General features: G+C 65.3%; 25 protein-coding genes. 14 read left to right on the top strand and 11 right to left on the bottom strand.

The annotated features are described in order from the left end of the window. Positions 1 to 22: 22 nt before the first annotated feature. Positions 23 to 1,498 carry a sodium:solute symporter family protein gene (locus GS429_RS20880; protein WP_328821523.1) on the bottom strand — a complete coding sequence of 492 codons (1,476 nt, stop codon included), beginning with the start codon at positions 1,496 to 1,498 and terminating at the stop codon, positions 23 to 25. Further along, the gene (locus GS429_RS20875) at positions 1,495 to 1,758 is read right to left on the bottom strand and encodes a DUF3311 domain-containing protein (RefSeq protein ID WP_160067822.1); all 264 of its coding nucleotides are present in this window, start codon (positions 1,756 to 1,758) and stop codon (positions 1,495 to 1,497) included. The genes GS429_RS20880 and GS429_RS20875 overlap by 4 nt, the downstream gene beginning before the upstream one ends. 333 nt (positions 1,759 to 2,091) lie before the next feature. Here GS429_RS20875 and GS429_RS20870 point away from each other — a divergent pair, with 333 nt between their 5' ends. Further along, positions 2,092 to 2,931 (top strand): ArsR/SmtB family transcription factor, encoded by an 840-nt coding sequence (locus GS429_RS20870; protein WP_160067820.1) that lies wholly within the window; start codon positions 2,092 to 2,094, stop codon positions 2,929 to 2,931. Positions 2,932 to 3,045: 114 nt separating this feature from the next. After that, the gene (gene dnaG / locus GS429_RS20865; RefSeq protein ID WP_160067818.1) at positions 3,046 to 4,485 is read left to right on the top strand and encodes a DNA primase DnaG; all 1,440 of its coding nucleotides are present in this window, start codon (positions 3,046 to 3,048) and stop codon (positions 4,483 to 4,485) included. 169 nt (positions 4,486 to 4,654) lie between these two features. On the opposite strand, the gene GS429_RS20860 is transcribed toward dnaG, so the two are convergent. Further along, positions 4,655 to 6,001 carry a DUF92 domain-containing protein gene (locus GS429_RS20860; RefSeq protein WP_328821522.1) on the bottom strand — a complete coding sequence of 449 codons (1,347 nt, stop codon included), beginning with the start codon at positions 5,999 to 6,001 and terminating at the stop codon, positions 4,655 to 4,657. A gap of 207 nt (positions 6,002 to 6,208) precedes the next feature. Between GS429_RS20860 and GS429_RS20855 the strand changes: the two genes are divergently transcribed. Further along, complete coding sequence (locus tag GS429_RS20855; protein ID WP_328821521.1) at positions 6,209 to 6,814, top strand: undecaprenyl diphosphate synthase family protein; 606 nt, start codon at positions 6,209 to 6,211, stop codon at positions 6,812 to 6,814. A gap of 1 nt (position 6,815) precedes the next feature. Here the strand turns inward: GS429_RS20855 and GS429_RS20850 are convergent, their stop codons facing one another. Together GS429_RS20850 and uppS are read right to left on the bottom strand one after the other, a co-directional pair. After that, the gene (locus GS429_RS20850) at positions 6,816 to 7,232 is read right to left on the bottom strand and encodes a DUF7344 domain-containing protein (protein ID WP_160067816.1); all 417 of its coding nucleotides are present in this window, start codon (positions 7,230 to 7,232) and stop codon (positions 6,816 to 6,818) included. Between the two features lie 111 nt (positions 7,233 to 7,343). Then, entirely contained in the window at positions 7,344 to 8,297 is a 954-nt protein-coding gene (gene uppS / locus GS429_RS20845) for a polyprenyl diphosphate synthase (protein WP_160067815.1), read from the bottom strand. A 127-nt stretch (positions 8,298 to 8,424) separates the two neighbouring features. On the opposite strand from uppS, the gene GS429_RS20840 reads away from it, so the two are divergent. Genes GS429_RS20840 through hemA form a run of 3 tightly spaced genes read left to right on the top strand, consistent with a single transcriptional unit; the run spans position 8,425 to position 10,931 of the window. After that, positions 8,425 to 8,829 (top strand): DUF5778 family protein, encoded by a 405-nt coding sequence (locus GS429_RS20840; RefSeq protein ID WP_160067814.1) that lies wholly within the window; start codon positions 8,425 to 8,427, stop codon positions 8,827 to 8,829. A gap of 45 nt (positions 8,830 to 8,874) precedes the next feature. Then, the gene (locus GS429_RS20835) at positions 8,875 to 9,531 is read left to right on the top strand and encodes a precorrin-2 dehydrogenase/sirohydrochlorin ferrochelatase family protein (protein WP_160067813.1); all 657 of its coding nucleotides are present in this window, start codon (positions 8,875 to 8,877) and stop codon (positions 9,529 to 9,531) included. Next, positions 9,528 to 10,931 (top strand): glutamyl-tRNA reductase, encoded by a 1,404-nt coding sequence (gene hemA, locus GS429_RS20830; RefSeq protein WP_328821520.1) that lies wholly within the window; start codon positions 9,528 to 9,530, stop codon positions 10,929 to 10,931. The genes GS429_RS20835 and hemA overlap by 4 nt, the downstream gene beginning before the upstream one ends. 227 nt (positions 10,932 to 11,158) lie before the next feature. On the opposite strand, the gene GS429_RS20825 is transcribed toward hemA, so the two are convergent. Further along, complete coding sequence (locus GS429_RS20825; protein WP_160067812.1) at positions 11,159 to 11,338, bottom strand: hypothetical protein; 180 nt, start codon at positions 11,336 to 11,338, stop codon at positions 11,159 to 11,161. A 190-nt stretch (positions 11,339 to 11,528) separates the two neighbouring features. Here GS429_RS20825 and GS429_RS20820 point away from each other — a divergent pair, with 190 nt between their 5' ends. The 4 genes from GS429_RS20820 to GS429_RS20805 all read left to right on the top strand — a co-directional run bounded on the left by GS429_RS20820 (position 11,529) and on the right by GS429_RS20805 (position 13,271). Beyond that, positions 11,529 to 11,810: a 4a-hydroxytetrahydrobiopterin dehydratase gene (locus tag GS429_RS20820; RefSeq protein WP_160067811.1), complete on the top strand. Its 282-nt coding sequence runs from the start codon at positions 11,529 to 11,531 to the stop codon at positions 11,808 to 11,810. A gap of 9 nt (positions 11,811 to 11,819) precedes the next feature. Further along, entirely contained in the window at positions 11,820 to 12,203 is a 384-nt protein-coding gene (lwrS, locus tag GS429_RS20815; protein ID WP_160067810.1) for an LWR-salt protein, read from the top strand. Between the two features lie 75 nt (positions 12,204 to 12,278). Further along, complete coding sequence (locus GS429_RS20810) at positions 12,279 to 12,908, top strand: HAD family hydrolase (protein WP_160067809.1); 630 nt, start codon at positions 12,279 to 12,281, stop codon at positions 12,906 to 12,908. Positions 12,909 to 13,058: 150 nt separating this feature from the next. Next, complete coding sequence (locus tag GS429_RS20805; RefSeq protein ID WP_160067808.1) at positions 13,059 to 13,271, top strand: hypothetical protein; 213 nt, start codon at positions 13,059 to 13,061, stop codon at positions 13,269 to 13,271. 26 nt (positions 13,272 to 13,297) lie between these two features. Here GS429_RS20805 and GS429_RS20800 read toward each other — a convergent pair whose 3' ends face one another. From GS429_RS20800 to GS429_RS20790, 3 genes are all read right to left on the bottom strand, one after another. After that, entirely contained in the window at positions 13,298 to 13,561 is a 264-nt protein-coding gene (locus tag GS429_RS20800) for a glutathione S-transferase N-terminal domain-containing protein (protein ID WP_160067807.1), read from the bottom strand. Between the two features lie 62 nt (positions 13,562 to 13,623). After that, positions 13,624 to 14,277 (bottom strand): helix-turn-helix domain-containing protein, encoded by a 654-nt coding sequence (locus tag GS429_RS20795; RefSeq protein WP_160067806.1) that lies wholly within the window; start codon positions 14,275 to 14,277, stop codon positions 13,624 to 13,626. A gap of 169 nt (positions 14,278 to 14,446) precedes the next feature. Further along, positions 14,447 to 16,309 carry a molybdopterin biosynthesis protein gene (locus GS429_RS20790; RefSeq protein WP_160067805.1) on the bottom strand — a complete coding sequence of 621 codons (1,863 nt, stop codon included), beginning with the start codon at positions 16,307 to 16,309 and terminating at the stop codon, positions 14,447 to 14,449. 208 nt (positions 16,310 to 16,517) lie between these two features. Here GS429_RS20790 and GS429_RS20785 point away from each other — a divergent pair, with 208 nt between their 5' ends. After that, positions 16,518 to 17,996, top strand: a complete 1,479-nt coding sequence (locus tag GS429_RS20785; protein WP_328821519.1) for an MATE family efflux transporter — start codon at positions 16,518 to 16,520, stop codon at positions 17,994 to 17,996. Positions 17,997 to 18,196: 200 nt separating this feature from the next. Further along, a complete protein-coding gene (locus GS429_RS20780; RefSeq protein ID WP_160067803.1) occupies positions 18,197 to 19,345 on the top strand; it encodes a serine hydrolase domain-containing protein in 1,149 nt (382 codons plus the stop codon). Between the two features lie 61 nt (positions 19,346 to 19,406). On the opposite strand, the gene GS429_RS22010 is transcribed toward GS429_RS20780, so the two are convergent. Together GS429_RS22010 and GS429_RS20775 are read right to left on the bottom strand one after the other, a co-directional pair. Then, entirely contained in the window at positions 19,407 to 19,547 is a 141-nt protein-coding gene (locus tag GS429_RS22010) for a hypothetical protein (RefSeq protein WP_201294064.1), read from the bottom strand. A gap of 119 nt (positions 19,548 to 19,666) precedes the next feature. After that, entirely contained in the window at positions 19,667 to 21,031 is a 1,365-nt protein-coding gene (locus tag GS429_RS20775) for a molybdopterin molybdotransferase MoeA (protein ID WP_160067802.1), read from the bottom strand. Between the two features lie 286 nt (positions 21,032 to 21,317). On the opposite strand from GS429_RS20775, the gene GS429_RS20770 reads away from it, so the two are divergent. After that, positions 21,318 to 21,683 carry an Hsp20/alpha crystallin family protein gene (locus GS429_RS20770; protein ID WP_160067801.1) on the top strand — a complete coding sequence of 122 codons (366 nt, stop codon included), beginning with the start codon at positions 21,318 to 21,320 and terminating at the stop codon, positions 21,681 to 21,683. A gap of 76 nt (positions 21,684 to 21,759) precedes the next feature. Further along, a complete protein-coding gene (locus GS429_RS20765; RefSeq protein ID WP_160067800.1) occupies positions 21,760 to 23,412 on the top strand; it encodes an ABC1 kinase family protein in 1,653 nt (550 codons plus the stop codon). Positions 23,413 to 23,463: the final 51 nt, after the last annotated feature.

The raw sequence follows: 23,463 nt of genomic DNA, 5'->3' as shown, positions 1-23,463 counted from the left end.
GGACGGGATGGACTGCCGACGGTCAGTCCGCGCCCAACCCGTCGAAATAGATCGCTCGCCGTTCGTCGGCCGCCGGCGTCGTCACCAACGAAACGGCGACGGTGACGACGAGGCCGAGGCCCATCCCGACGAGACCGGCCGTCCAGCCCGCGTAGGAACTCGGAACGGTCGCGAGGAAGAGACTCGAGAGGTAGAACGCCTGACTGACGAGGATGCCGGCCGTGATACCCGCTCGAGTCGTCCGCCGCCAGTACAGCGCGACGATCACGGGCAACGCGAGTTGGGCGAAGCCGCTGAACGCCGCGTCGCCGAGTTCGAACAGCGTCGCCGGGTTGACAAGACTCGCGCCGAACGACGCCGTCGCGAAGAGCACGACGCCGACGCGGGCCAGCAGGTCTTCACGCCGCTCCGAGATCGATTGCTCGACGAACGGCCGGTAGAGGTCTCGAGTGAAGTACGACGACCCCGAGAGCAGCATCGAGTCCGAAGAGGACATCATCGCGGCCATCGCGCCGGCGATGACGAGCGCGGCGAACCAGACGGGCGTGTACTCGGCGAGCACCGCGGGGAGGACGTTATCGCCCTCCGGAATCGCCACGTCGAGCCCGCGGGCCCACGCCCCGAGCATGAACGACGGGACGAACAACAGTACGCAGAGGATCGGCCACAGCGCGAACGAACGCTTGAGCACCGTCTTCGATCCGGCGGCGAAAAAGCGCTGGTTCACCTGCGGGAACATCGCGACGCCGAAGCCGATCGTGATCGCGGTCGAGAGCATCCACTGGGCCGTGTAGTAATCGCTGCCCAGCGAGAGGAAGTGAGCGGTCTCCTCGCTCGAGGCGAGCGCCGACGTTGCACTACCGGGGCCGCCCACGGCGACGAGTACCCAAACGAGCGCGATCCAGGTGGTGACGAGCATGAACGCGCCCTGCAGGGTGTCGGTCCAGGCGATCCCGCGCATTCCCGCGACGACGACGTAGAGGATCATGAACGCGGTGATCAGTCCGGCACCGACGGCGTAGGGTACGGCGCCTTCGGTGAGCGCCTGTAGCGCGGTCCCGGCTCCGACCTGTTGGAGCATCACGTACGGAAAGAGCCAGAGCAGACTGACGCCGGCGACGAGTCCGCGAAGGCGTCTCGAAGCGAACCGGTCGCCGAGCATCTCGCCGAGCGTGACGTAGTCGTACTGTCGCCCGAGCAGCCACTGCTTATAGCCGATGACGTACCAGAGGACGGCGAAGATGATCCCGTCCATCAGCCCCATGACGAGCACCCACTCGGGGCCCTGCGCGTAGGCGATGTTCGGGCCGGCGAAGAACGTAAACGCCGACAGCAAGGTTGCGAAGGTCGTAAAGAGTAGGACGATCGTTCCGAGCGTTCGGCTCGCGAGGTAGAAGTCCTCCGCGGTGCGGTCGGTCAGCCGGTAAGCGACTAGCCCGATGAGCAGCGCCAGAATCAGGTAGCCGACGATGATCCCGAGCTGGAGCGTGAGGGTCACGGCCGCTCACCTCCAGTGGTCGATTGTGGGGGTTGTTCGGGGCTCGAGTCTCCCGAGTTGGTTTCGATACCGATCCCCCAGGCTCGCCGTGCGAAGAGCCAGAAGACGATCGACGTCAGTCCCATCCAGCCGATGTGCCACCAGAGCCACAGCGGCAGGCCGGCGACGAGCGTCGCGTCACCCCAGAGAAACCACGGGATCGCGAGCCCGCTTACGACGATCGCGACCACGATCCAGCCTGCGAGTTCCAGACGGCGCATATCCGGTGGTTCGGCGCGACGTTGGTAACCGTTTCCCTTCAACGATGGCTATTGAAGAGATTCTGTTATCGGTTGGCTTGGTGCGATCCGGTCTCCCGCTGTCGGGGGTTTTCAGTCGTTCCGTTCTCGCCGCAAGCACTTACCGGACTGCTCGAGTCGCCGTTCGTTCTCGTCGATGTCACCGTGATGTCGTCTTCGCTCGTGTACCGGGCCCAACCGATCGAATTCGCCCGACAGAGAGCGATCGAAGTCAGCGGTTTCGAAAGGTAAAATGGCTCTTTCAGGGAGGAAAAAGCGTATAGGTATTCGCAGGCGAATGCAACTTGAACTGACATGGCCCGGCTGTTCCCGTTCCGTTCCGAGCCCGCCGAAAACGAGGGCCACCCGCGCATCGTCGACCTCGAGGGCGAGGACGCCGACGCGGTCTTCAGCGCCCTCTCGTCGACGACCGCCCGACAGATCTACGCGCGACTCGAGAACGAACCCGGGACGCCGAGCGACGTCGCCGACGCGATCGATTCCTCGATCCAGAACGTCCGCTATCATCTGGAGAACCTCGAGGAAGCCGGCCTCATCGAGGTGGTCGACACGTGGTACTCCTCGCGGGGCAACGAGATGAGCGTCTACGCGGCGACGGACGGGCCACTGATCGTCACGAGCGACGACTCGACGGCGAGTCGCCTCCGCGAGGCGCTCTCGCGGTTCGTCGGCGGCCTCGGTGCGCTTGCTGGCGGAAGCCTGCTGGTACAGCACGGACTCACACGATGGGCGGAGTCGGCGACGGACTCGTCGGCGGCGGAGGCGGCTCCGGCCGGTGTGGAGGATGGGGACGATGCGGGTGAGCCCGACGATGTGGACGACTCGTCCGCCGACGAGGACGAGGCCAGCGGTTTCGAGACGGAAACGACCGATTCCGACGAAGCGGAAGACGAAGCCGAAACTGCCGAGGACGCTGACGCTGACGCCGACGCCGACGCCGCCGACGATGTGGCCCTCGATAGCGACCCCTCGGCTACCGGCGCGGACTCGACCGAGCACGCGACTGACGGAAGCGTCGAAGCGGCCGAGGCCGTCTTCGCAACGATCCCACCCGGCCTCCTGTTCTTCTTCGGCGGACTGGTCGTCCTGACTCTCGCCACGCTCTACTGGTACTGGTACCGACCGGCGTACTGATCGCCCCGCGTTTGCCGACAGGTCAACAGCTATTTCCCCGTCACGATCCAAAATCTACATAAACCGTTTCGGTCCCTCGTTTGTGGGACCGCCTCTCACGGGGACTGATCTCCCATGGAAGACACCTCGAAATACCTCATCCACGCGAACGCCACGGCTGACGGAGTCGTCGAGCGGAGCGACGTCGTCGGCGCTATCTTCGGCCAGACCGAAGGGCTACTCGGTGACGAACTCGATCTCCGCGACCTCCGTCAGTCGGGCAAAGTCGGCCGCATCGACGTCGAAATAACCAGCACCAAAGGCCAGTCACACGGTCACGTCACCATCGCGACCAGCCTCGACAAGGTCGAGACCGCGACGCTTGCGGCTTCCCTCGAGACGATCGACCGGGTCGGTCCCTGTCGGGCTACCCTCGAGGTCCGCGAGATCGAGGACGTCCGGGCGGCGAAACGAAAGGAGGTCGTCGATCGGGCGACGGAACTGCTCCGGACGGGGTTCGACGACTCCGTGATGAGTTCCGAGGAGATCCTCGCGGAGGTTCGCCAGCACGTCCGCGTCGAGGATATCACCGAGTACGAGGGGCTTCCGGCCGGCCCGCGGGTCACGGACAGCGACGCGATCATCGTCGTCGAAGGTCGTTCGGACGTGCTCACGCTCCTCAAGTACGGCGTCAAAAACGCCATCGCGGTCGAAGGGACGAACGTTCCCGACGCCGTCGCCGAACTCACTCGCCACCGCACCGTCACGGCCTTCCTCGACGGCGACCGCGGCGGCGACCTCATCTTCGAGGAACTCTCGCAGGTCGGCGAGATCGATTACGTCGCCTTTGCGCCGTCGGACACCTCCGTCGAAGAACTCGACCACCACGAACTGTTCGCCGCGCTGCGGAACAAGGTCCCCTACGACACCGTTTCGGGGATGAACGAGCCGCGCGAGGCCGTCGCCGCGACCGACGGTAGTTCGACGCCGGCACCGGCACCGACCGACAGCGATCGTGATCGTGATCACAGTCACAACCGAAACGCCGATGTCGACTCCCCTACGGCCGACGGTGCTTCCGATTCGACACCCAAGACCAGTCCGGCGACCCCAGTTCCCGATGCTACCGTCCCCGACCCCGACCAAGCGGTCTCCGAGAGCGAAAGCGACTCCGTCGTACAGTCGAACGCCCAGTCAGCAGCCGCCGAGACCGCCGAACTAGAGACCGCGGAAACGAGCGAGTCCGCCGTCTCCCCAGCGCCGGAAACAGTCTACGGCCACGCCTCGGTCGTCATCCGCGACCGAACCGAACGCGTCCGTTTTCTCGACGCCGATACTGAGACGATCGACGAAACCGACGTGGCCAACGCTTACGACGCCCTCGAGTCCCTCGAGCCGGCACCGAAGACAGTCGTGCTCGACGAGATCCTCTCACAGCGACTGCTCGACCTGGCGGCGGATCGCGGCGTCGATCTGATCATTGCGCGTTCGCTCGGCCAGTTCACGAAGCGGCCGACCGACGTTCGGATTCACGCGATCGACGACATCGCCGAGACGGCGCCGGACTCCGGCTGATCCTCGTCCGCTCATACGAATCTGGTATTTTCATCGAATAGAATCAGTTTTCTCGGCGCCTGCCTCCGCATGCTGCTTGCCGCGGCGAACGTAACTGGCTCCGATCAGTCACAGAGAACGTAACGGTCGGCCGGTGACGGCGCCACTCGAGATCGCTATCTGGGGACGGTCACCCGAGCACTGCAAACGACAGCACCAGCAACGCACAGACCAGCGCGCCGGAGAGCGTCGCGAGGAAGTTCACGCCCTGATTGCCGAGGACGGTCCCTTCGAGGGTCGCCCCGAGAATGCTATCGACGGTCATGCCGACGACGCCGGCGGCGACGATGATCCCCGCGCCGACGACGGCGACTTCCGGAAAGAGGACGTAGGAAATGCCGGCGACGACGATTGCACCGGCGATGCCGGCGACCTCGCCCTGCCAGGTCACCCCACCGTCGGTTCCGGGTTCGACGGGCTCTAAGGTGGTGATCAGCCGCGGCGTTTCGAAGACGCTCCCGATCTCGCTCGAGAGCGTGTCGCTCATCGCGGTGGCGACGGAGCCGGTAAAGGCGAAGAGAAACAGGCTGGGGTCGGGATCGCCCGGGAGCAGGGTTGCGGAACTTGCCGCGTAGCCCAGCACGGCGACGATCGCGACGGCGGCGTTGCCGAGTACGTTACCGCTGCCGCGGGCGCCGTTGTTGTCCTCGGCGACGCCCATCGATTCCTTCTGTTCGTACCGGAACTTCGAGGAGAGGCCGCCGATGGCAAAAAACGAGATGAGGACGACGAACCAGCCGTAGCCGCCGAGGACGATCGTCAGCAGGCCGAGCAGGATCCCCGTGAGCATCCCCGCGATCGAGGCCGTCTCGAGCGCGTAGGAGACGTAGCCCAGCACGACCGTGACGACGAGTGCGGCGAGGATACCGGCTGCGCCGATCGCCGGCTCGAGTTCGGCGAGCAGCCAACAGAGCAGGCCGACCGAGAGCATGACGATCGGGTCGTCGTGGGATAACAGGACGTCACGGAGCAAGGCGGCGAGCAACGCGCCGCTCGCGCCGAGAAAGAGCATCGTCGGGAGCGCGGACCCGATCGGCTCGAGGGGGGCGGGGCGCTCGGTGAGCCAGTGTGTCACCCCCTGCCCGAAGACGGCGGCGGCGGTCGCGACGAGACAGAAGACGGCAACGAGCGCGACGTCGTGGTCGGTTCGGCGGCGAGCGAGTTGCTCCGCGACGTTGCCGTATCCGATGAGGAGGACGGTGCCGACGAAGACCGCGATCGACAGCGACGCCGTTACCGCGATAAGTCCGAGGGTGACCGCCGCAAGGACGAACGTGATGAGGCCGTAGAGACGCCCGCCCTCGTAGTCGCTCGGATACGCGAGGAGATCGAAGATGGGACCGTCGGTCACGAGGAACGCGCCGAGGAACACGACGGCGGCGATCGCAGCCCCGGTCCAGGGGCCACCGAGTGGCACGGCGAGTGCGAGCGTACAGAGGAGCGCAAACACGCCGGCTCGCCGGACGGGTGCTGTCACGATACCGAGTCCTTTCTGTGGCGTTCACTTGAAGGTTCGTGAACCGCGCCGCGGCCGTTCTCACTGCTCTCAACGGCGCTGGATAGGATACAGATCGTTCAGATCGTTCGTCGACCGACGGTCGAGCGACCGTGACGACGGAGGTGGCCTCCCGCGAACGGATCGAACCCGTAACCCGTATCACACCGGACCGGGAAACTCAAGCGCGTGGGACTGTACGAACGGTATCTTGCGCTCCGGATTCGCCGCTACGACGCCGAGACGCCCGATCACGTCGCCCTCGTGATTACCGAACGGGATCTCCTCGAGCGCGGAGCCTACGAGACGCTGACGGACTTCTTCGCGTGGGCGTTCGAGTACGCGTCGCAGGTCACCGTCTACGTGAGCGTCCTCGACGCGGCGGCGGTTCCGGCTCTGCGACGCGAACTCGAGACGATCGACGCTCCTCGAGACGTAGCCGTTCGCGGCCCTGAAGACCGGGCGCGAGCGGATGCGCCGATCCGAATCGGGATCGGCCTCGGCGGAAAGCACGAGTTCACCAGCGCGGTGCAGACGCTCGCCGAGAGCGTCGCCGACGGCGACCTCGAACCGGAGGAGATCGACGACGAACGGGTCGAAGACCATCTCGTCTTCCCGTCCGAGCCTGATCTCGTCATCAAGACCGGCGCGGAGCGGCTTTCGGACTTTATGATCTGGCAGTCGGTCTACTCGGAACTGTACTTCACGGACGTCAACTGGCGTGATTTCCGCAAGCGAGATTTCCTGCGCGCGGTTCGGGAGTACTGCAATCGGTCGCGACGGTTCGGCCGCTAGCTCACTTCGATGCGTCGTGTTGGTCCGTCGACCGGTTCGATCGCCCCGGTTCGGAGTCATCGGCTTCGTCCGGCGCCGCTCCGAGCGGTCGCTCAAGGCCGACGACTGGCCCGTCCACCCGAACGGTTTCTGGGGCCAACTCGTATTCGATAACGCCGTAATCCTCGAGTTTCGGGAGCGTAACGTGGACGAGCGAGAGACGAGCGGACGACGGATCGGTGTCTGTGTCAGTGCCAGTGCTACGACGAGCAATTGCTCTCGCCAATCGATCGATGGTGACCGGTGAGTCACACCTCGAGAGGACGTAAAGCGTAGTCCGGGTGCGACGAGTTCCGAGGAGTGTGGCGGCTGCCTCGAATTCGAGGCCCGTCAGCCGTGCGAGCCGACTGACATCGATGCGAATATGAGCCTCTGCCATGGCTAATAATGTTGTATTACTGAGTGGTAAGTCTTTTGGTGAGTACGGCGGGGACTCGCTCTGTGAGAGTAGGCGGGACCGCAAAACGGATCGCTCTTGTCGCCGCCGGCATCAGTCGGCAACCCGACTGCCGGAATCGACTCCGTCGACCTGACTGCCGTCGGCCTCTAACTCTTCCGGATCGGGCTGTTCGGCCGTCGGCAACGAATCGCGGAACCGATCGACGACCGACTGCGCTTCGGCGAGTTCGGGGTCGCTGATAGCGCCGAGCAGGGCGATCGCTCGCCGGGCCCGGGTTCGTCGCCAGGATTCCTCGCGGGACTCGTAGGTTCGAATCCCCCGGAGGAAGTCGGTCTTCGAGAACTCCGGCCAGTAGGGCGTACAGAAGAAGACGGCCGCCTCGTTGCCGTTGGCGTGCCACGGCAGGAAGTTCGACGTTCGCTCTTCGCCGCCGGGTCGAATGATCAGATCGACGTCGCGAACCGGCTGGTCGTACAGTCGCTCCTCGATGGTTTCGACGTCGATTTCGTCGGGTTCGAGGCTCCCGGACTCGACCTCGCTGGCGACTCCGCGGGTGGCCTCGAGGAGTCGCGACCGGCCGCCGTACGCGAGCGCGATGTTGAGGACGAACTGATCGTAGTCGCGTGTCCGTCGTTCGGCGTAGTCGACGGCGTCTTGGACTCGCTCGGGAAGCATCTCGATTTCGCCGATCGCCCGGATTCCGACTTCGTTCTCGTGGACGCGGTCAGCGTCGGCGAACTCGTGGAGTTTCGTTTCGAGGAGATCGAACAGCGCTTCGTTTTCCTCGTCCGGCCGGTCGAAGTTTTCGGTCGAGAACGCGTACAGCGTCAACTCTTCGACCCCGATATCCTGACACCAGTTGAGGACGTCCTCGGTCGTTTCAGCGCCTGCACGGTGGCCGTCGGGAGCGTCACCGCCTTTGCGACGGGCGTATCGTCGATTTCCGTCTTGGATCACCGCAACGTGGGTCGGCGCGCCGGAAACTTCCCGTGAGAGTACTTTCTCGTAGGCTGCATCGACGCGCTGACGAAACCACCGCTTCATTGTCCGGGCAAAGGTCATCATCGCCTATGTGTCTTGTGTGTCATCTGGGATCGTGATACTATCTGACACTCAACAGCCGTTCATAAAATCGTGACGGCTATCCGTTCGGACCTGCTGGTTCCAACCAATGGCAGACGCGATCGACGACGACCTCTATCACCGAACCAAAGCACTGCTCGAACCCGGCGAGATCGAACTCAACGGCGCGGTCGTCCACACGACCTACGACGGCAGCGAGGATGTCCAGATGATGCAGGCGACGATCGACGTCGGCGACCTCATCGCAGAGCACTCCGGGCACGATCCAAAAGACTGCTACGTCTACTCGGGTAACGACGACTCCGACTTCTCCTCGAACCAGCACCAGGGACTCACGCTCGACGACGAGGCGTTCGTCTGGGAGTGTCAGCAACTGCTGCGAGAGGGGAGTTTCGATATCGTCATCTACTACGAAGCCAGCGCCGATCACGAGGCGATCCTCGAGGGCATCCGAGAGCTCGGGTACGAGGTTACCGGCGTCAGAGGGGACTGAAGACACTCGTCGAGCGCTCGTCTTTGTTCGACTCCACCGCTTAGAATGATTCCGCTCTTGCACGATTTCACGGATGCGACGGTGCTCGTCTTCGGCGGCGGGCCAGTCGGCGCCCGGAAGGCCCGCCGGTTCGCTCGCGAAGCAACGGTGCTCGTCGTCAGCCCCGCCTTCGCGGATCGCGATTTCGGCGGGAGCGAACTGATTCGGGCCGCACCAGAGCCCGACGACATCGGCGACTGGCTCGAGCGGACGACACCCGCGCTGGTCGTCGCGGCGACGGACGACGAACCGGTCAACGCGGCCGTCGCCGACGCCGCTCGGGAACGCGGCGTTCTGGTCAACCGCGCCGACCGATCGGGGGAGCGCGATCCCGGTAGCGTCGTCGTTCCCGCGACCGTCCGCGACGATCCCGTCGTGGTCGCGGTCGCGACGGGCGGAACCGCGCCCGCGCTGAGCAAGTTTCTCCGCCGGGAACTCGAGGACACGCTCGACGGAGCGGGCGAGATGGCGACGGTCTGTGCGGCGCTGCGACGGGAACTCAAATCGCGGGAGGTCGATCCCGAGCGCCGTCGCGAGATCGTCACCGATGTCGTCAATAGTCCGGCGGTTTGGACAGCTTTACGTGCGGGTACTTCCAACTGTGGGCAAGTGATTGAGGACGTGCTGCGTGAGGACCTATCTAGCGGGAGTGGTCAGCCGTGATTCCAGCCGGAGTCGTAACCGCTGCGTGCGTAACCCACGAGAGCGGGAGCGTCGACGATCTCGCCGCTGCCAGTCCCGAAAGCCAGCAAGCCGGCGTCACCGACCTGCTCTCGGTCCCGGACATCGAGGAGGCGTACGTGCTCTCGACGTGCAACCGGGTCGAAGCCTACGTGGTCGCCAGCGACGCGGCCGTCGGCCGGGCCGCACTCGAGGAATTTTTCGCATCGGTCGACGACGACGCCGTCGTCCGCAACGACCACGACGAGAGCCTGCGCCATCTCCTCTCCGTTGCGGCGGGACTCGAGTCCGTCGTCCTGGGCGAAGATCAGATCATCGGGCAGGTGCGAACAGCCTACGAGGACGCCCGCAACGCGGGTGGGATCGGCGAGATGCTCGAGGCCGCCGTGACGAAAGCCATTCACGTCGGCGAACGCGCCCGTACCGAGACCGAGATCAACGAAGGCGTCGTCTCGCTGGGCTCGGCCGCGACGAAGCTCGCGGCACGGGACGTCTCCCTCGAGGGGGCGACCTCGCTCGTCGTCGGTGCCGGCGAGATGGGCCAACTGGCCGCTCGCAGTCTCGCGGACTCCGGCGTCGACGAACTGGTGATCGTTAATCGAACGGTCTCTCACGCCGAACATCTCGCGACCGAACTGGACGCCGACGCCGACGCCGCACCGCTGTCTGCACTCGATACGATAGCGAGCGAGGCGGACGTCGTCGTCGCGGCAACCGGCAGCGACGAACCGGTCCTCGGACCGCGCCAGCTCGAGGCCGATGGCGAAGCGCGTCCAGAGGCGGGGACAGAGACGGAGACGGAGACGGAGACAGAGACGGAAACCACCACGTCCGATGACGACCCCGAACGAGTCGTCGTCGACCTCGGCCAGCCACGCGACGTTGCGCCAGCCGCCGACGCGTTGTCGACCGTCGTCGTCTACGATCTGGACGATCTCGAGTCGATCACCCAGGAAACCCGTGAGCAACGCGCCGACGCGGCCCGCGAGGTCGAGAGGATGATCGACCGCGAGTTCGACCTGCTCTGTGAGCAGTACAAACGCGCTCGTGCGGACGAAGTGATCGCCGCGATGTACGAATCCGCCGACCGGATCAAGCAACGCGAACTCGAGACCGCGCTGTCACAGCTCGAGGGCAACGGGTTTTCCGCGGAGCAACGCGAGGTCGTCGAGGCGATGGCCGACGCGCTGGTCAACCAGTTGCTCGCGCCGCCGACCAAGAGCTTACGCGAAGCGGCGGCGGAAGACGACTGGAGCACCATCAACACCGCCCTTCAGCTGTTCGATCCCGACTTCGGTGGCGACGACGGGCCGCTGGCACCGCCGCTGAACGCCGCCGCGCAGGCTTCCGAGACGCGACTCGAAACGGCCGATGACGATTAGCGAGGAACGGGTGTAGTGCAGCACGGCGATTCTGCGTTGTACCGGTACTCCGCGAGCGCGAGCGCCGTACTGTTCGGGCGGTAAAACGAGATCAGCGTGGTAGCCGTCGGCGCCAGGGTCGTGCTCGGGTCGGGAGCTAACGCCAGTCATACGGTCTCCCGTACGTCGGTACCGGCCCACTCACGGGCGTCCGTGAGTACACCGATAACTCGGTACAGCGGTCCGTATCAGTGCCAGAGCTTTGTCGCGTCGACGATATCGAGTTTGTCGTCGGCTTCGACTTCCCAGATCCGAAGGACGAGGTGTGCCTTGCAGTAATACTCGGTCGTTTCGATCCCGGTATGCTCATGTCGGAGAACGAGCTGGCACGTTTGGTCGTTCGAGCAATTTCCTGACCGGTCACACATTACAGTGCCAGCACGTACTCCGCTCGTCGATAAGTCCTTGTCGGTGGTTCCGGATCGTCGGTGCACGATTCCGAACCCAGTCGCCACGAGTCGTGGAGAATCGGCGACGGCACCGATCGAGGCGGACAGTACCCGTGTGGCGACTCTGCAGGGCACAATCATTATCTGATTGCGTTCCGTCCGGGCGATTATGGCTGACCTACTTTCCGACGACGAGATCGAGGCGCAACTCCCCGACGACTGGTCGCGTGAGGGCGACGAAATCGTCCGGATCTACGAGTTCGACGACTACCTCCGCGGCGTCAACTTCGCACAGATGGTCGGCGAGATCGCGGAGTCGCAGTTTCACCACCCCGAGATCATCATTCGATACGAGGAAGTCGAGATCCGGCTGACCTCCCACGAAGAAGGCGGGATTACGGAGGCTGACACCGAAATGGCGGAGCTGATCGAATCCGAGCGAGACGCCTGAGCCACGCTGATGGAGGCCCAGTACGTCTTCACCGCCGACGTCCGACTCGAGCCCGACCAGCCGTCGGTTCGGCTCGAGCCGTCGTCGGCCGAGGCGACGGTAACCGTCTTCCGCGAAGCTCCGGAGCCTGGTAGCGAGGGGTGGTTGTTCTTCCGGGACACCCTCTGGCGCGGCGAGTTGGGCGACCCGGAGTACGGCTGCCAGCTCGCGGCGGAGTGGCTCGGCGAGCCGGTCGAGTCGGCCTCGTTTCGCGAACTACAGGTCGATCAGGAGTACTTCGCAGCGTTCAAAGACGCGATCGCCGACGATCTCGAGGCGTTCAACGCCGAGAACGTCTCCGAGGTCCTCTCGAAGTATCTGGGCTCGAGCATCAGGGTGACCGACAAATCGTGATCGGGAGGGTTCGTCGTGTACCGTGAGCAGACGGGCGACACATCTTTACTCGAGCCGGCCGAAGATCAGTGTCCGATGAACGGCGAGTACGATTTCTGGCTGCTCGATCTCGACGGGACCCTCGTCGACGTCGAGTGGTCGTACACTCGAGACGTGTTCGACCGGGTCGGCGACCGTCTCGGTCGCGAGTTTACCGACCAGGAGGCGGATATCATCTGGAGCGGTCTCTCGGGCTCTCGAGACCGACAGCTCGAGGAGTGGGGTATCGATCCACAGGAGTTCTGGACGGCCTTCCACGACGAGGAGGATCCGCTGGTGCGGGCCGAACAGACCTACCTCCACGAGGACGCCGAGTTCGTCGCCGAACTCGAGTTCCCGGTCGGGTTGGTGACACACTGTCAGGAGTTCCTCTGTGAACCGGTCCTCGACCATCTCGACATCCACGACTGGTTCGACGCGCGCCTGTGCTGTACCGAGCAGACGGGCTGGAAGCCGGATCCCGACCCCGTCCAGTCCGTCATGGACGATCTCGGCGTCGGCCACAACGGCCATCGGGGCGTGCTCGCGGGCGACGGCGCGTGCGACGTCGGGGCGGCCTGGAACGCCGGTCTCGACGCGATCCACGTCGAGCGAGTCGGCCACGAACGCCGCGGGCAGTGCGTCCTCGGTGACTATCGCGTGCAGTCGTTCGACGAGCTGTTCTAATCGATTCGCGGTGGATTTCCGCCGATTTCCGTCAATCGATCGTCTTCCGCACTCGTCCGTGACCCGCGAACGGATCGTGATCGTGACTGTGGCCGTGACCGAGACCAAAAGGAATTCAGGGCCCCAGTTCGAGATAGCGGCAGAGACGCGATGAAATACTGCCTCAACTGCGACTGGCACACGAGCGCGACTGACGAGCCGTCGGCCCGCGTTCGGTCCCGGCGGGCGATCGAGCACCACGTCGAGACGGGCCATACGATCGACTCGAGCGACGGGGTCGTCCCGCCGCGAATTCCGGACGTACCCGACGAAATCTTCGTTCGGGATCTGGTTCCCTCTTCCTCTCCCTCGACCGGCGACTGAACGGCGCGCTCGTCGCTACTAATTGCCTACTCGTAATTCGTCTCCAGGTAGTCGATAATCGCCTCGCTCTCGTAGAGCGTTTCCTCGCGGTCGGTGTCGACGAGAAACGGGATCGAGTCCTCGCCGCCGATTGTCGTCATCATCTGCTGTGTTTGCTCGTTGAGTACGTCACCACCCTCGCTGCCGGGGAGCCGCGGGTTGTGAATCACGTACGAGACCCCGAGTTCGGAGAGCGTCTCCCGAACGTCCGCGCTGTGCGGACAGTGCTCCGCCTGATAGAGTTCGAGCATGCTACGGCTACGGACGACGCTCCGCGTCGTAAACGTTGGCCGCGCAGTTTCACTTAGCACGCTCACTCGGCGTTCGAGTGCTCTCCCGCGGGTTGGAGTTCGTCGTCGACTAGCGTCTCGTAGGCGCGACGGAACCGCTCGGAGAGCGCCTGATGGGAAATCCCCAGTTCGCCGGCCAATTCCTCCATCGAGATGCCGCGCGGAATCTCGAAGTAACCGTGTTCGAGTGCGGCCTCGAGCGCTTCCTGTTGTTCGGGCGTTAGCCGCGTCTCGTTCTCCGCAACGTCGGTCACGTCGGTCACGCGCCGCAGGTCAACGGAGATTCCGGCGTCCTCGAGTCGGTCGTGGGCCTCGACGAGCGCCTCTCGGTTGCGAAACCGGACCCGGACCTGCCACCAGCCGTCGGTCCCCCACATCTCGAGCAGGGAGCCGCCGTCTGCCAGCAGTTCGTCCCGGAGCCGGACCGTATCGTCGACGAAGTTCACGTCGTACAGCAGTCGCGACTGGCTTTCGACGAGCAGATCGTAGCCTTCGACCGACGAGTCAGCCTCGAAGGCGCGTTCGACCGTGTTGCGGTCGACGCCGGATACCCAGAGGGACGGCCGTGTTTTCGACACCGAGGACTCGAGTTCGAACGTGGCGTCGGGCGCGTGCTCGACCGCCGTTCCCAGTGTCGTCTCCGCGGCTGGTAGCCGGAACTCGGCTATCGTTGACATCGTGACACATACACCGCGCTGGCGTAAAAAGCGCTATTCCGTCGAGCGTGAGTGTCAGAGACGCTGATACGCCGTTCCGTACGGACCGCTGTATGTCAGTTCCGCCGCGACCGCAAGACCGCTCGCGGTCGTCCCGAGACACGGTGACAGCGACCCGTATGGGTCGTTCTCAGCTGTCGCCAGCCACGTCTTCGAGTGCCGTCGCGAGTTCCCGAACGCCGGGTTTCGCCGTCCGGTCGGGATTTGCAAGCACCCGAACCGGTTGCTCGCCGATAGAGACGAAGCCGAGGTCGAGCCGTTCGGCCGTCTGGCGGAGTCCGAGGCCGACGTCGGCGTCGCCTGCGATAACCTTCCGCGCAGGACTCTCGTGGGCGCGGAGTCCGAGGTCGAAGCCCTCGATGGCCTCGCGAATCTCGCCCGTGCCGGCGTCGCGATCGGCCGCGAGATCGTCGACGGCGACCTCGAGGCTCGAGCGCAGCCCCGAGTCGGTCGTCCGGTTGACAAAGCGCAGGTCGCGGTCAACCAGATCGGACAAATCCTCGAGTTCGTGGGGGTTGCCGGCCTGCACGATCAGACCCCACTCGCGGCTCCAGCGGCCGAGTTCGTCGGCGTCGACCTCGCGGTCGAGCGGCCCCGCTGCAACGGCCACGTCCGGCACTTCCTCCCGGAGCCGTCGCAGTCCGGGTCGGGTGCCGACCGACAGGTACCGGGGGTTCTCGAGGCCGTCGAGCAACCGATTCAGCGTCGGATCGTCCTCGCCGACGCCGAGCAGTGTGGGCGGCCGGACGTCCGGCGAAAAGAGTTGGACCGTGACGGCTTCGCCCGCCTCGAGGTAGTCGGTTCCGGGGTCGACGGTGACGACGCCGTCGGCTTCGGCGAGGCTGGTCGTCGCGCCGCTACCCTTGTCGACGGGATACACGAGCGTCTCGCCGTCGCCGTTCTGAACCAGCCCGACGGGCATGAGCCGCAGTCGCCCTTCGTCGTAGCGCTCCTGTCTGGCCAGCGTTCCGGAAACCGTCGCCGCCTTCGGCTCGGGCAGCCCCGCGGCCGCGCGGATCGCGGGCGCGACGAACGTTCGAAAGACCATCATCGCGGAGACGGGGTAGCCGGGGAGGCCGACGTACGCCGAATCGTTCAATCGACCGACGAGCATCGGCTTTCCCGGCTTGACGCTGACGCCGTGTAACAGCAGGTCGCCCTGCTCTTCGATGACCCGGTAGATGACGTCGACCGCGCTCGCGCTGGTCGATCCCGAGGAGAGCACGAGGTCGCACTCGTCGGCCGCGGTCCTGAGTACCGCTTCCATCTCGTCCTGTTCGTCGCCGGCGTGGGGATAGAGCACCGCCTCGCCGCCGGCGTCTTCGACCCCCGCGGCGATCGTGTAGCTGTTGACGTCGTAGATCTCGCCGCGTTCGCTCTCGAGGTCACCGCCCGGTCGGACGAGTTCGTCGCCCGTCGAGACGATGCCGACTCGAGGCTTCGCGCGAACGGGCACCTCGTCGACGCCGAGTGCGGACAGCAGGCCGATATCGCGGGGCGTAATCTGCGTTCCGGGTCCGAGCGCGCGCTCGCCCGCGGCGACGTCGGCGCCGGCGAACATGACGTTGTCGCCGGGGGCGACCGAGGTGCGGATCAGCACCGCGTCGCCGCCAGCGTCCGTATCGGTCCGCTCGACCGGAACCATCGCGTCCGCGCCGGACGGCATCACCGCACCGGTCGAGATTTCGGCGGCTTGGCCGTCCTCGAGTTCGATCGACGGCTCCTCGCCCGCGTGAACCTCGCCGACGACCTCGAGTCGCGCCGGATCGGCTTCGTCGGCCCCGAACGTGTCCCGCGCTCGGAGGGCGTAGCCGTCCAAACTCGCCCGGTCGAACCCCGGGACGTCGAGTTCGGCGTCCAGTCGCGCTACGAGCACCCGGCCGCGGGCCGCCTCGAGCGAGACGCGGTCGATGCCGCCCTCGAGCGAGAGCGAGTCGATCGCCTCGCGCGCCTCGTCGGGGGATGCGAGATCGCGAAACTCCTTGCGTTCCATACCCGCAGTTGGCGCGCCGGGGGTAAAAACGTCGGTCGACTCCGCCGACGAAGCGGAGACACGAGATGAACCGATGAGCGTGTGTCACGGACGGACATCTCGCAACCCCGATGAACGATCATGGTGTAAAATACCGAGAAAATGCGAACATCTCTCGGTGTATTCGCCGATATCAAGTCCTTTATTGCCAGAAACTGAATTCGCGTTCGTGTCTTTTCGATGGAGCGATCTTCCGAATCCGTTCCGATGGCTCCTGCTCGCGGTCGGCTACCTCCTCGGGCGGTTCGGGGTGATCGATCCGCGACGCGCCGAGCGCACGACCGACCTCGCCTGGCCGCGGATCATGACGGGCCTCGCCCGGATGTCCAAGTCCGCGGCGGACGTCGCGATGGTCGGGATCGCGCTCGGACCGGCAGCGATCGCTGGGATCGGACTCGCGACGCCCTACTGGGGGCTGGCGTTCGGCTTCGGCGGCGGAATCGCCGGCGCCACGATCGGCTTAGTCTCCCAGCGCTACACCGGCGGTACCGCCGAAAGCCTCTCGCTTGCGGTAACGACGAGCGGGGTCGTCGTCGCCGCGATCACGCTCCCGCTGGCCGCGCTGTACTGGATGGTTCCCGAGGGACTGATCGCGCTCGTCGGGAGCGATAGCGCGTCGATCGCCTACGGCGCGGACTACCTCCGGGTCGTCGCCATCGGCGTGCCGTTCGCAGCGCTGAATCTCATCGGGAGTCGAACGCTCGTCGGTGCCGACGACGCGTGGACGCCGATGGTGCTCCGTGCGAGCGGTGCAATCGTCAACGTCGGACTCAACGCGGCGCTTATCTTCGGACTGGGGATGGGCGTCGTCGGCGCGGCGATCGGCACGGTCGTCGCGAACGTCCTCGTGCTGGTCGCGTTCGTCACCGGCTTCGCGTTCGGTCGTCTGCCGCTGATCGGCGAATTCCCCGTCGCGGTCAGCCTCGCGTGGCCGCTGACGTCGGTCAGCGATATCCGCGACGTTCTCAGCATCGGCACGCCGCTGGTCTTTACGAACGTCGCTCGGCGGGGCGCACAGTTCCCGATGCTCGCGATCGTCGCGCTGTTCGGCCCGAACGTCCTCGCCGCCTACGTCGTCGCCCGCCGCGTCCGGGACCTGATGGACACGCCCGGTTGGGGCTTCTCGCTCGCCTCGAGCAGTCTGGTCGGACAGGAACTCGGCACCGGCGACGAACGGGACGCCGACACGTACGGCCGGGAAGTGCTCTGGTTCGGCACCAGCGTCTACCTCGTCAGCGCGACGTTCGTCTTCGTCTTCGCCGAGCAGGTGGGCCGCGTCTTCGTGGACGACCCGTCGATCCTGCCGCTCGTGACGACGTTCATCGCCGTCGCCTGCGTCAGCGTCGTCTTCCGCGGCATCAGCGGCGGCGCGACCGGTCCGCTCCGCGCCAGCGGCGACACCCGCTGGCCGTTCTACGGGCAAGTACTCGGTCTGTACCTCTTTGCGCTCCCTATCGCCTTCCTCGGGGCCGTCTCGGTCCCGATTCCGTATCTCGAGGCCATCACGCCACTAGGCATCGAGGCGCTGTACGCCGCCTTGATCCTCGAGACGTTCGTGCCCGCCGCCGTCACCTACTACCGGTTCGAGACCGGAACCTGGAAGGTCGTCAGTCGGTCGTACCGGCCCGACTCTCAGCCGAGCGATTAGGCTCGAGCGGCGGTTCGGCCGGAGACGTAACGTATCTCGCCGTCTGCGGCGTTTCACCCGATCAAAGCGATAGTCGTTGCTGAAAGTCACTGCACACCTAATCGCATGATGGCTCTGTGATCAGCGTACAATTCGTTTCAGCAGCTACAGACGAATCTCTGAACGGAACGATTACGGTCCTTCCCCTGAAGTCGTGTGGTATGCCACTGATTGACGATACTGCTCGAGAACGGATCGCCGATCTGTTCGATCGCCATCTCGCGGTCGGCCTCCACCACGGTGCCCAGTTGGCAGTCTACGTCGACGGCGAACGAGTGCTCGACCTCGCGGGCGGCACGACCGGACCGGACGGCGACGAGGAGACGGCCGACCAGCGTCACCTCCTCTTTTCCTGTACGAAACCGTACGCGGCCGCGACGCTGCACTCGCTCGTCGACGAAGGCGAACTCGCGTACGACGACCGTGTCGTCGAGCACTGGCCCGAGTTCGCCGACGAGGGAACCGAGAAAGCCGAGATCACCGTCCGACAGGTGCTCAGCCACACCGCCGGACTCAACCAGAGCGAACTCGACGACCGGCCCGAGCGCTGGAGCGACTGGGACGCCGTGGTCGAGCACCTCGAGTCGATGGAGCCGAATTTCCCGCCGGGCGAACAGCCGGCCTACCACGCCCTCACGTTCGGCTGGCTGGTCGGCGAACTCGTTCGTCGGGTGTCGGGGACGCCGATCGAGGAAGCCGCCCGCGAGCGCGTGTTCGACCCCCTCGGAATGGCCGACACCGGCATCGGGCTACGGGAGGACGAACCCGACGACGTCGCGACGCTGGTCGGCTTCGAGCCGTTCGATCGCTGTCGCGATCCGGGCGAAGGACTCGGGAAGAACGCCGAAGTCGCGGAGCCGTTCAACCTGGAGGAAATTCATCGGGCCGTCATCCCCGCCGCCAACGGCATCGGGACCGCCGGCGACATGGCCCGCTTCTACGCCTGTCTCGCCAACGACGGGGAACTCGAGGGCACGCAATTCCTCTCGCCCGAGACCGTCGAACGGATGACGGCACTCGAGGCCGAGACGGACGCGGACGGAACCCTCGGTCGGGAGGGACGGTTCGCCCTCGGCTTCTGGAAGGGTGGCACGACGGTCGCACCCTACGGAACGCTCTCGCCCGAGCGCGTGTTCGGCCACGCCGGACTCGGCAGTAGCGTGGGGTGGGCGGATCCCGAGAAGAACATCGGCTTCGCCTACGTTACGAACGGGGTCCGGGACGGATCGTACGAACACGTCGCCCGGGTGAACGCGCTCGCGGACGCGGTTCGGCTCGCGATACGGTCTGACGGCGACGGGAGTCAATGATGCCGCCCTTGCGGGACCGACCGTTCGCGTCACGTTCCGACGGATCGCCGGAGTTGATCAGTTAAACGATCGCCTGGAACGTATCGCTGAAGATGACGAGCAGTATGCCCGCGAGAATGACCAATAGCAGGAAGGCGAAGAAAATGAGTATGGCCTGCTGTCCAGTGAGCGACTCTCCCTCGAGGAATTCGTCCATATCCATGGTAATACGGACGTACACACAGGTCTGTATTAAACGATGGTGGTGTTCGACGGACACTGCTGCCCGAGAGGGGCCTAAACGCCACAGGATCGACTGCGAGGATCGGTTGTTGGTTTCGACTATCCGTTCGGCTCCCAGTCCTGCACGGCGACCGTCTCGCCCGCCGGAACGCCCTCGCGGTCGTCGTCGACGACCACCCATCCGTCGGCGAGTGCGACGCTCGAGAGCACGCCCGAACCGCTCGCTCTGGTCGGCGTCGCCGCGAACTGCGGGCCGTCGCCCTCGGAAGTCGCGGCCCCGTCCGTTCGTTCGTCGAGTTCCACCCTGGCGAACGTTCGCGTCCCGGGTTCGCTTGGAATCTTGCGCTCGAGTCGCGCGCGAGTCGTCGGGTGGGGATCGGGCGTGGTGCCCTCGAGCCAGCGCAGGACGGGCCGGAGGAACTGGACGGCGTTGACGATACAGGCGACGGGGTAGCCCGGCAGGGCGAGGACGGGAGTGTCCTCCACGATGCCCAAACAGACCGGATGGCCGGGTTTGAGGCCGACGCCGTGGACGACCACCTCGCCGAGGTCGTCGATCACTTCGGGCAGGAGGTCGCGCTCGCCGACCGAAGAGCCGCCGGTCGTCACGACCACGTCCTTCGTCAGATCCCGCTGGATAGCGACGCGAAGGGAGTCGGGATCGTCGGTGACGATGTCCCGGTAGGTCGCGCGGCCGCCCCAGCGGTCGACCATTCGAGAGACGGTGAGCCCGTTGGTTTCGACGACCTCTCCCGGAGCCGGATCGCTGTCGACGAGCTCCTCGCCGGTCGGAATCACGCCCACCGTCGGCCGCCGTGCGACCGCGACGTTCGCGTAGCCGGCGGACCGCAGGAGACCGAGATCCGACGGTCGGAGCCGGTGACCCGAATCGTAGAGGTGCTGGCCCTCCTCGACGTCCTCGCCGATCGGGGCGACGTTTTCGCCCTCCGCGACCGCGTCGGCAACCTCGAGTTCGCCGACCGACTCGAGTTCGGTCACCTGTTCGATCATGACGACGGCAGTGGCGTCGTCGGGGAGGGCGCTGCCGGTGTGGACGCGAGCGGCCGTTCCCGGGGAGATATCGGCGTCCGTGCCGGTACCTTCGGCGATGCGAAGCACTTCGGGGGAGCGGTCGCTGGCGCCGAACGTGTCCTCGGCGCGGACGGCGTAGCCGTCCATCGCCGCCCGACGGTAGTGGGGCACGTTCCGGGCGGCCGTGACTGGAGCAGCGAGGACCCGCCCGTCCGCGCGCTCGACGTCGACGGTCTCGGTGCCGGTTAGACGCGGGCGGTCGCCGCTGTCTGCAGCATCGCCGTCGCCGTCGCCGTCGCTCCGTTCCCCACCATCGCCGTCGTCGCCGTCGCGGGCCCCCACGATAGCCTCTCTGAGCAGTCGGCGCGCCTCGTCGACCGGGGTTCGAACCTTGAATCCGGCCTCCTTGCGCTCGCTGTCGGCTCCTTCCATACCCTGACTCGGGTCGCCGCGCGTCAAAAGCGTAGGGGGACCGAACTGAGGGCCGAACTCGTCCCCGAATACGAAGTCGAAGCGCACGATTCCGGCGAGGGGTCGACCTGGCGTCCCATCGACTTCGGATCGGATGCCGTTCCGTGGCCGTTCCGGGACTCCCCTCGTCGGCGCTCTCGCGGGTTCTTTCGTTTCCATCCGACGGACGGGTATCCGGGCGCCCGTCGTTCCCATCGAATCGGCCGCTACCGCGGCCTTTTTCGTATCGGCGTTCAAACCGATAGCTATGTCAACGCTCCGTGACGCACTGGGAGATCTCTCCGAGGACGTCTTCTTCGATCTGCTCGAGAGCGAAGACGCCTATCTGCTCGTCCTCGACGTGCCGGGCGTCTCGGCCGAATCGCTCGATCTCTCGGTCGAGGACGGCCGCATCTCGATCGACGCCCACCGCGAAAAAGAGCCCGCCAGTAGCTATCGCTACCTCGAGGAGAACCGATCGCTCTTTCTCGAAATCGACCTCCCCCTCCCGCAGGACGCGGTCGGCCCGGACGCGGCGGCGACGGTCGAACGCGGTGTCCTCGAGTTGACCCTTCCCAAGTCTGCGCCGGGAACGGAGACGACGATCGACGTCGTCGACGAGGACGCCGACTAACGTGAGGTGACCGAGACTGGTCTCCCTCCGCGCGTACAAGCGGTTCGTCCTCGTCGCGTGGCAGTTTCTCCCGCTGTTGCTCGCCTACGCCCGCGACCGACGTCGGTTCCTCCTGTTCGGCCGCTCGCGACGAGTCGACGACGAGACCCACCGCCAACGCGCAGAAGTGTTACTCGACTCGCTGTTGACGCTCGGACCGACGTTCATCAAACTCGGCCAGCTGCTCTCGACCCGGCCCGACGTGTTGCCGCCGGCGTACATCGACGTGCTCTCGGCGCTTCAGGACGACGTGCCCCCCGCCGAGTGGCCAGCCGCCAAACGGGTGCTCGAGGACGAAATCGGGCCCGTCGACGAGCGCTTCGCCGAGTTCGAGACCGAAGCGATCAGCGGTGCGAGCCTGGGACAGGTGTACCGAGCGCGGCTGGATCCCGACACCGAAGCGGCGCGAACGAACCGGGAGGGGGCGGACGATATCGGCCCCGAGGTGGCGGTCAAGATCCGACGGCCGGATATCGAACCGCTCGTCAACGCCGATCTGCGGGTGATCAAGTGGTCGCTGCCGATCCTGCTCACCTTCGTCGACGACTCCCGCGCGTTCTCACTCGAGAACCTGGCCGACGAGTTCTCGAAGACGATCCGCGAGGAGATGGACTACGAGCGCGAGGCCGCGATGTTACGGGAAATCCGCGGTAACTTCAGCGACGACGACCGGCTCGTCATCCCCGACGTCGTCGAGAGCCACTCGAGCCAGCGCGTGCTCACGATGGAGTACATCGAGGGGACGAAGATCAACGACGTCGAGGAACTCGACCGCAAGGGGATCGACCGGACGCGCCTCGCGGAGAACTTACAGCGGGCGTACCTGCAGATGATCATGGACGACGGGGTGTTCCACGCCGACCCGCACCCGGGGAACCTGGCGGTGACCGACGACGGCCGGATCGTCTTCTACGACTTCGGCATGTCGGGACGGGTCGAGCCGTTCATCCAGGACAAGATCATCGAGTTCTACATCGCCGTCGCCAACCAGGACATCGATGGCATCCTCGACGCCTTGGTCGAAATCGGGACGCTCAGCCCCGACGCCGACCGGGGCGTGATGGCCGAGGTGATGGAGATCGCCATCCAGGACGCCCGCGGCGAGGACGTCGAGCAGTACCGGATCAACCAGATCGTCGGCCAGATCGAGGATTCGATCTACGTCTTCCCGTTCCGACTCCCCAAGAATCTCGCGCTCGTCCTGCGGGTCGCGACCGTCGTCGAAGGGGTCTGTGTCACGCTCGATCCCGACTTCGACTTCATCGCGACGGCGACCGTCTACCTTACCGAAGAGGGGTATCGCGAGGAGACGGCACGCCAATACGTCCGGGAAACGGGCCAACAACTCCGCCGAACGGGCGAATCGCTGACTCGGCTCGCCCCCAAGACCGAGCGCACGCTCGACCGACTGGATCGGGACGACCTCTACGTCCGCATCGGCGTCGAAGACGACGAAAACGTTTTCGACAAACTCGCCAAACGGCTGGTCTACGGCATGTTACTCACGATGTCGCTGTTCTCGATGGGGGTGCTCTACGCGCTCGAGGCTCCCGAGGCGTCGGTCGTCGCAGCGGCCTTTTCGGTCGTCGTGATGATCCAACTCTACCGATCGTTCCGCAAGCCGAAATCGATCCGGGCGAAGCCACAGTTTACGCGACAGAACCTGCGTCAGCGACGCGGCGAGGAGTGAGACGGATTCTGTAACTATTTATCGCCGATCACCGACCCCGTCCCTGGTGAT

The sequence above is a fragment of the Natronorubrum halalkaliphilum genome (assembly GCF_009834785.1).
Lineage (GTDB): Archaea > Halobacteriota > Halobacteria > Halobacteriales > Natrialbaceae > Natronorubrum > Natronorubrum halalkaliphilum.
Note: the sequence above shows the minus strand (reverse complement) of the source record. Positions and strands in the feature narration are given on the sequence as shown.

Coding starts and splice junctions, on each gene's coding strand:
- GS429_RS20835 (WP_160067813.1), top strand. CDS start 8,875: ATGATTCCGCTCTTGCACGATTTCACGGATGCGACGGTGCTCGTCTTC.
- GS429_RS20780 (WP_160067803.1), top strand. CDS start 18,197: ATGCCACTGATTGACGATACTGCTCGAGAACGGATCGCCGATCTGTTC.
- GS429_RS20805 (WP_160067808.1), top strand. CDS start 13,059: ATGAAATACTGCCTCAACTGCGACTGGCACACGAGCGCGACTGACGAG.
- GS429_RS20820 (WP_160067811.1), top strand. CDS start 11,529: ATGGCTGACCTACTTTCCGACGACGAGATCGAGGCGCAACTCCCCGAC.
- GS429_RS20875 (WP_160067822.1), bottom strand. CDS start 1,758: ATGCGCCGTCTGGAACTCGCAGGCTGGATCGTGGTCGCGATCGTCGTA.
- GS429_RS20790 (WP_160067805.1), bottom strand. CDS start 16,309: ATGGAACGCAAGGAGTTTCGCGATCTCGCATCCCCCGACGAGGCGCGC.
- GS429_RS22010 (WP_201294064.1), bottom strand. CDS start 19,547: ATGGATATGGACGAATTCCTCGAGGGAGAGTCGCTCACTGGACAGCAG.
- GS429_RS20795 (WP_160067806.1), bottom strand. CDS start 14,277: ATGTCAACGATAGCCGAGTTCCGGCTACCAGCCGCGGAGACGACACTG.
- GS429_RS20810 (WP_160067809.1), top strand. CDS start 12,279: ATGAACGGCGAGTACGATTTCTGGCTGCTCGATCTCGACGGGACCCTC.
- lwrS (WP_160067810.1), top strand. CDS start 11,820: ATGGAGGCCCAGTACGTCTTCACCGCCGACGTCCGACTCGAGCCCGAC.
- uppS (WP_160067815.1), bottom strand. CDS start 8,297: ATGAAGCGGTGGTTTCGTCAGCGCGTCGATGCAGCCTACGAGAAAGTA.
- dnaG (WP_160067818.1), top strand. CDS start 3,046: ATGGAAGACACCTCGAAATACCTCATCCACGCGAACGCCACGGCTGAC.
- GS429_RS20825 (WP_160067812.1), bottom strand. CDS start 11,338: ATGTGTGACCGGTCAGGAAATTGCTCGAACGACCAAACGTGCCAGCTC.
- GS429_RS20770 (WP_160067801.1), top strand. CDS start 21,318: ATGTCAACGCTCCGTGACGCACTGGGAGATCTCTCCGAGGACGTCTTC.
- GS429_RS20800 (WP_160067807.1), bottom strand. CDS start 13,561: ATGCTCGAACTCTATCAGGCGGAGCACTGTCCGCACAGCGCGGACGTT.
- GS429_RS20870 (WP_160067820.1), top strand. CDS start 2,092: ATGGCCCGGCTGTTCCCGTTCCGTTCCGAGCCCGCCGAAAACGAGGGC.
- GS429_RS20850 (WP_160067816.1), bottom strand. CDS start 7,232: ATGGCAGAGGCTCATATTCGCATCGATGTCAGTCGGCTCGCACGGCTG.
- GS429_RS20775 (WP_160067802.1), bottom strand. CDS start 21,031: ATGGAAGGAGCCGACAGCGAGCGCAAGGAGGCCGGATTCAAGGTTCGA.
- GS429_RS20840 (WP_160067814.1), top strand. CDS start 8,425: ATGGCAGACGCGATCGACGACGACCTCTATCACCGAACCAAAGCACTG.